Annotated in this window: 7 protein-coding genes; 3 read left to right on the plus strand and 4 right to left on the minus strand. The window is 63.2% G+C overall.

Going from position 1 to position 4,530, the window contains the following annotated elements:
* Window positions 1–304 (plus strand): bactofilin family protein (locus ACRCSW_RS24180; protein WP_438708209.1); only part of this gene is annotated, 304 nt, incomplete at its 5' end.
* A gap of 6 nt (window positions 305–310) precedes the next feature.
* Here the strand turns inward: ACRCSW_RS24180 and ACRCSW_RS24185 are convergent.
* Both ACRCSW_RS24185 and ACRCSW_RS24190 read right to left on the minus strand, forming a co-directional pair.
* Window positions 311–571, minus strand: coding sequence for a WGR domain-containing protein (locus ACRCSW_RS24185; RefSeq protein WP_438708210.1), 261 nt, complete (start codon window positions 569–571; stop codon window positions 311–313).
* Between the two features lie 96 nt (window positions 572–667).
* Window positions 668–877 carry a hypothetical protein gene (locus tag ACRCSW_RS24190; RefSeq protein ID WP_438708211.1) on the minus strand — a complete coding sequence of 70 codons (210 nt, stop codon included), beginning with the start codon at window positions 875–877 and terminating at the stop codon, window positions 668–670.
* 124 nt (window positions 878–1,001) lie between these two features.
* On the opposite strand from ACRCSW_RS24190, the gene ACRCSW_RS24195 reads away from it, so the two are divergent.
* Complete coding sequence (locus ACRCSW_RS24195) at window positions 1,002–1,427, plus strand: hypothetical protein (protein ID WP_438708212.1); 426 nt, start codon at window positions 1,002–1,004, stop codon at window positions 1,425–1,427.
* A gap of 39 nt (window positions 1,428–1,466) precedes the next feature.
* Here ACRCSW_RS24195 and ACRCSW_RS24200 read toward each other — a convergent pair whose 3' ends face one another.
* Window positions 1,467–2,141 carry a hypothetical protein gene (locus ACRCSW_RS24200; RefSeq protein WP_438708213.1) on the minus strand — a complete coding sequence of 225 codons (675 nt, stop codon included), beginning with the start codon at window positions 2,139–2,141 and terminating at the stop codon, window positions 1,467–1,469.
* A complete protein-coding gene (locus ACRCSW_RS24205; protein ID WP_438708214.1) occupies window positions 2,138–2,902 on the minus strand; it encodes a ParA family protein in 765 nt (254 codons plus the stop codon). The genes ACRCSW_RS24200 and ACRCSW_RS24205 overlap by 4 nt, the downstream gene beginning before the upstream one ends.
* A gap of 933 nt (window positions 2,903–3,835) precedes the next feature.
* On the opposite strand from ACRCSW_RS24205, the gene ACRCSW_RS24210 reads away from it, so the two are divergent.
* On the plus strand, window positions 3,836–4,399 hold the full coding sequence (locus ACRCSW_RS24210; protein WP_438708215.1) for a plasmid mobilization protein: 564 nt from the start codon (window positions 3,836–3,838) through the stop codon (window positions 4,397–4,399).
* Window positions 4,400–4,530: the final 131 nt, after the last annotated feature.

A 4,530-nucleotide genomic window follows, 5' to 3' on the forward strand; every position in this document is an offset into this window, starting at 1 on the left:
CCGCAGCGTCTTCGCGCAGGACCTTGTCGTCGAAGGCGATGCCACCTCCAGTGGACCGATCGAAGTCCAAGGCAACGTCGTTGGCTCACTGCGGGCGCCAGAGATCACCGTGGCTGCTTCAGGTCGTGTTGAAGGTTCCGTCGTCGCCCACGACCTGGTCGTGCTTGGGGCGGTTTCCGGCACGATCTCGGCGCGGAACGTTCAGCTCGCGCCGAGCGCGGTCCTGCAGGCTGATGTCGTCCATGAGCGGATCGCCATCGAGGCCGGAGCCAAGCTTGAAGGCAGGCTTCAGCGCAAGGCCTGACAGATCTTACACCGCAATGTCTGGCGGCAGCATCTGGCCAGCCGGCCGATAGCCCCGCCGCATCTTCCGTCGGAGGATTTGCGACGCCGCTTTCTCCGCTTCTTCAAGGGAAGCGCAGGTTTCTATGCTCGTCCGGCCGTTGGTCCCGATCCGGCCCCAAGTCCGCAAGACGGAGACGTTCCCGAATAGCGTCGCCGCAACATCGATGCAGTAGAAGCGCGCCATGTTGGCCTCAGGGTCGATGCGGTGCAGATGTGCCAGAGCCATGGCGGTCCTCCCTCGCACAGACTCCGCCTTGCCGCTCTCCAAGTCCAATTTCTTTTCTGAATCGACCTGGGCGGTCCGATTCAGAAAGCTGATGGGTCATGGCGACGGATCGCCAGGTGCTTCCTCGACAACCTCGACCCAGAGGACGCCGCGCAGGGTTTCCTCCGGGACCAGCCAAACGGTCCTGAAGCGACCGCTCGCGGTGCGATGACGCTCCGCGACAAGCTCCCGGTTAGCGCGGTCGATCCGCCACAGCCGACGATCGATGATCGACTGCTTGGTCCTGCTTCGGACGACGTCATCCATTCCTGCCCCCGATGAACCGTTGTCGCGCCGCAGTCATGGACAGGAGCGCAATCAGAACATATCTAACGATATCAGAAGTGGTGCTTTGCTGTCGCCACGCGAACCACGAAAGGCGTTCCTGTCGATGCATTTTCTGTCCCCCGTTCTGGTTGTTTCCGCGCTTGCGGCGATGTCTGTTCCTGCCCACGCGCTTGACGCCTGGACGGTCGGTGTCGAGCGTGGCCTGCCGACCTACGCGCTCACCAGCGAGGCAGGTGAGGTGCGACTTGTCTGCGATCCGGATCGCGTTTTCGGGCCGACGCCCAACAGCGCGCTGGTGGTGCGCTTCGACAAGGACGCTGCGCCGGACATGGTCGTCGTGCTCGCGAATTCTGGTGAACAAGCCCGTCTGCCGGTCAAGAACGGCATCTCTGCCCAAGCGTCGGCTGACGCCATGGATTGGTCGAAGATGGTTGCGACCTTCCGCGCTGGCGGTGAATTCGCCCTGGTCACGAGCGCTGACAGCCTGACCTTCGAGACAGCGCCGCTGCCCGAGCTTGCCTGCGAGTGATCGCAGGCAGTTCATCGAATTCTGTTGCATGGTCCGAGTCTATCTGACGCGTCGCGCCTCGATGAGCCGCGACGCGATGGCGGCGAGGAAGGCACCAACGATCGTCGCCCGGGGCTCGATCTGCCAGGGGTCACCAAGGGCTGCATGCATGGCCCGGATCGCTGAGCCTTGGGCGTAGACGGTCATCGCTTCGCCGACCGCCATGTCTGTTGCCGACATGGCGAAGATGCGCCTCGCCTCGTCTGCATGCGCATTGATATCCTCTTCAGCCAATAGCCGCCTCAGTTCCGCACGGGCTTCCTTAGCAAAGGCGCGTAGCATGTACGCCGAGGTCACTTCGCCCGCACCCGGGATCTGCTCCAGACACCTCTCGGTCGCCAGCGGAAGCCGAAACAGGACCACCAGCTTCTCTTTCGGGGGTTTCGTCAACACACCAGCCGGAGAATCGGGCGGCAATGCCGGGGACAGCGTATGATCCCTCTCCCCTTCCCTCTTTCCGGCAAATCCCGCTTCCGTCAGGGGCGAAGTTGGCAGGTCAGGGAGTTGGGCCTTGATGCTTTCCGCAGGCAGTCCCGCCTCCGGCGCACGCCGTTCGGCAAGAATGCGCGACTGCACCTCGCGCGATGACCGCAACCGTGCGGCGGAGTTCTGCAAGCCTGGTTCTTCCGCCGCTGGGGATGGTGCGACACGTGCAGGAAGGCGGAAACGGCTCATGCAGGGATCACCTCGTCGATCCCGGTCAGGACAAGTTCCGCAACTTCAAGCTGGCGTGTGATGGCATCCGCCACCAGCCGGCCGCCGGGGGCCTTGGCGTTGGCGCGGGCCGCCGGTCCAAGGGGGCCGTGATAGCCGAGTTGTTCGAGGATCCTCGAATGCGGAACGATCACGTCGATATGGTCGAGACGCAGTATCTCTTGCAGCACGTCCTGGTCGCGCTTTGGCAGTTGTGCCATTCCCCCTTCCCGGGTTGCGGCGTCGATGATCTTCGGCCCCGCGTCCATGACGAGGACCCGGACCGTCGGGAACCGCTCGCCCTCGGCAATCGAGGCGCGGAGGTCGTCCATCCAGAGGACGGCGCGATGGGTCATTTCCCATTCGGCATAGACGGGGCGGGCTGGGATCAGCACCAGATCGGAGATCAGGCAGAAGTCCTCAGTGTCGGTATGGGTGCCCGGTCGCGTGTCGATCACGACGAGATCGACGCCGCGCGCTTCCTCGGACTCGAGGAGCGACAGAAGCCCTTCCACGCTCTCGGGCGGTGAAAGGATCGCGAGACTCTCCGGCCACTCGGGCTTTTGCGCGCCCTCCCAGGCGGCCAGTTCGAAACTGTCGCGCCAGCGGCCGAGTTGGGCATTCACGTCGCCATCGATCAGGGTGACGCGACGGCCGAGGTTCAGTGCTGCAGACGCGAGAAGCATGGCGGTCGTGGTCTTGCCCGAGCCGCCCTTGGTCTGCACGATGGTAATGACTTGCATGAAATGACGCCTCCACAAACGGTACTCACTACCCCTGGCACCGACGCCCGGCGCTCCTTCATGACGCTGCGGAAGACGATGCACCGAAAGCAAGGCAAGGCAGAGCGAAGCCGTTGTAAAGGCGTCACTAATCCGTCCGGCGTCCGGTGCGCCGTTTAGGCATAAGGTTGCAGAAACGTCAAATGGGATGTGCCGGAAGTTGTAACACACCGCCGAAGCCTTCATGTTTCCTAAGGATTCCTCCAGCCATGATGCTGCGGCGCGGCGTTCGAGCAGCTCTTAGGCCTGCCCGCAATCTTGGCAGTTTGCCCTCCGGCCCGTATGACGGTTTGCATGTCTGCATGCCTGCATAGGTGACAGGCCGCATGGCTGCGTGGGAACCTGTCCGCATGGCTGGTCCGAAGGTCAGGCGACATCAGGCTTCCGTCGGGGGATGATCCCGAACTTGACCCGCCAACCAGCTGCATCCCGGAGAATCTGCTTGCTTGCCTGTCTGCCTGCTTGCCAGTTCGGCCAGTGACAGGTTGACGCTGCGCAGATCTAGCCTCTGGCTGCATTCCCAAAGCCGTTAATGGTCTTCCTTTGTCCGCCGTAGGCAGGCCTTGAAGCATCTAGAGACCCCTTCCCCGGCCCCTCTTCCCTTCCCGGCAGTCTCTCATGGAGGGACCGCACAATTCTGCAAAACCCAAGGTTTCAAGGCGCTCGACCACTTTGGTCTCGAGTGAAACGGAGGCCTGGCGGCCGGGGCGCAGGGATCCAGTCGGCGGTCCAGCCGCCGACCCCTGTCGCCATATTGAGTCCTCACCGGCTGTCCGGTTTCCGCAGGCGGGCTCCTCTTCGGAGGAGCGGAAACCGGCCGGTGAGGACGGTTGGCAGGAACGGTGGTGTGTGGTACATGATGCGCACTGACTTCAAAACACATGTAATGATGCAATGCCACGCTCACGCCTGACCTCTGCAGAGACTGCCGCCATCACGGCGCGGCTCCTCGCTGGCGAGAGCGTCGCGGCCGTGGCGAGGTCTATGGGCCGTTCCCGCCAGGCGCTGTCACGGATCAAGGGCAGCCTTGACCGGAAGGAGGTGCGGCGGCTTTCGGTGAAGCTGAACATCCGCATCACGGAAGACGAGCATGCAAGCTTTCAGGCGGTTGCCGAGGCAAGCGGTATGACGGTTTCCGAGGCAGTCCGGCATCTGGTCAGACAGGCAAGCGATCGTCTGGCCATCCAGGCAGACGAGCTGGATGCCATCGCTGCAGCCAGGCGGGAGTTGTCCGCCGTTGGCAACAACCTCAACCAGATCGCCCGTCTGGGGGCGGTTGGCCGACTGACCTGGAATGCCCGCGATGCCGCTCTGGTGCGCAAGGTCGGCGCGCGGGTCGACGACCTTGTGGAAGAGGTTGTCCACCTCCTCTCGGCGCTGAGGGCCAAGCAGGGACTTGGTGATCAAGTCTCTTCTTTCGCTCCTGCTGCCGACACTTCTGCCGAGGCGCCGAAATGACCCGGTCTCCTTCCGTCGAGGATCTTGTTCTCGGTCATGTTCTCGATGACCGGCGTCGTGGGCGGGGCGGTGGCGACGGCGCATCGTCCCGGCTGGGAACCAGGAAAGAACGTCAGACCCGGGCGCTTCTG

This window comes from Tabrizicola sp. (assembly GCF_051645465.1).
In the GTDB taxonomy this organism is placed as follows: Bacteria; Pseudomonadota; Alphaproteobacteria; order Rhodobacterales; family Rhodobacteraceae; genus Tabrizicola.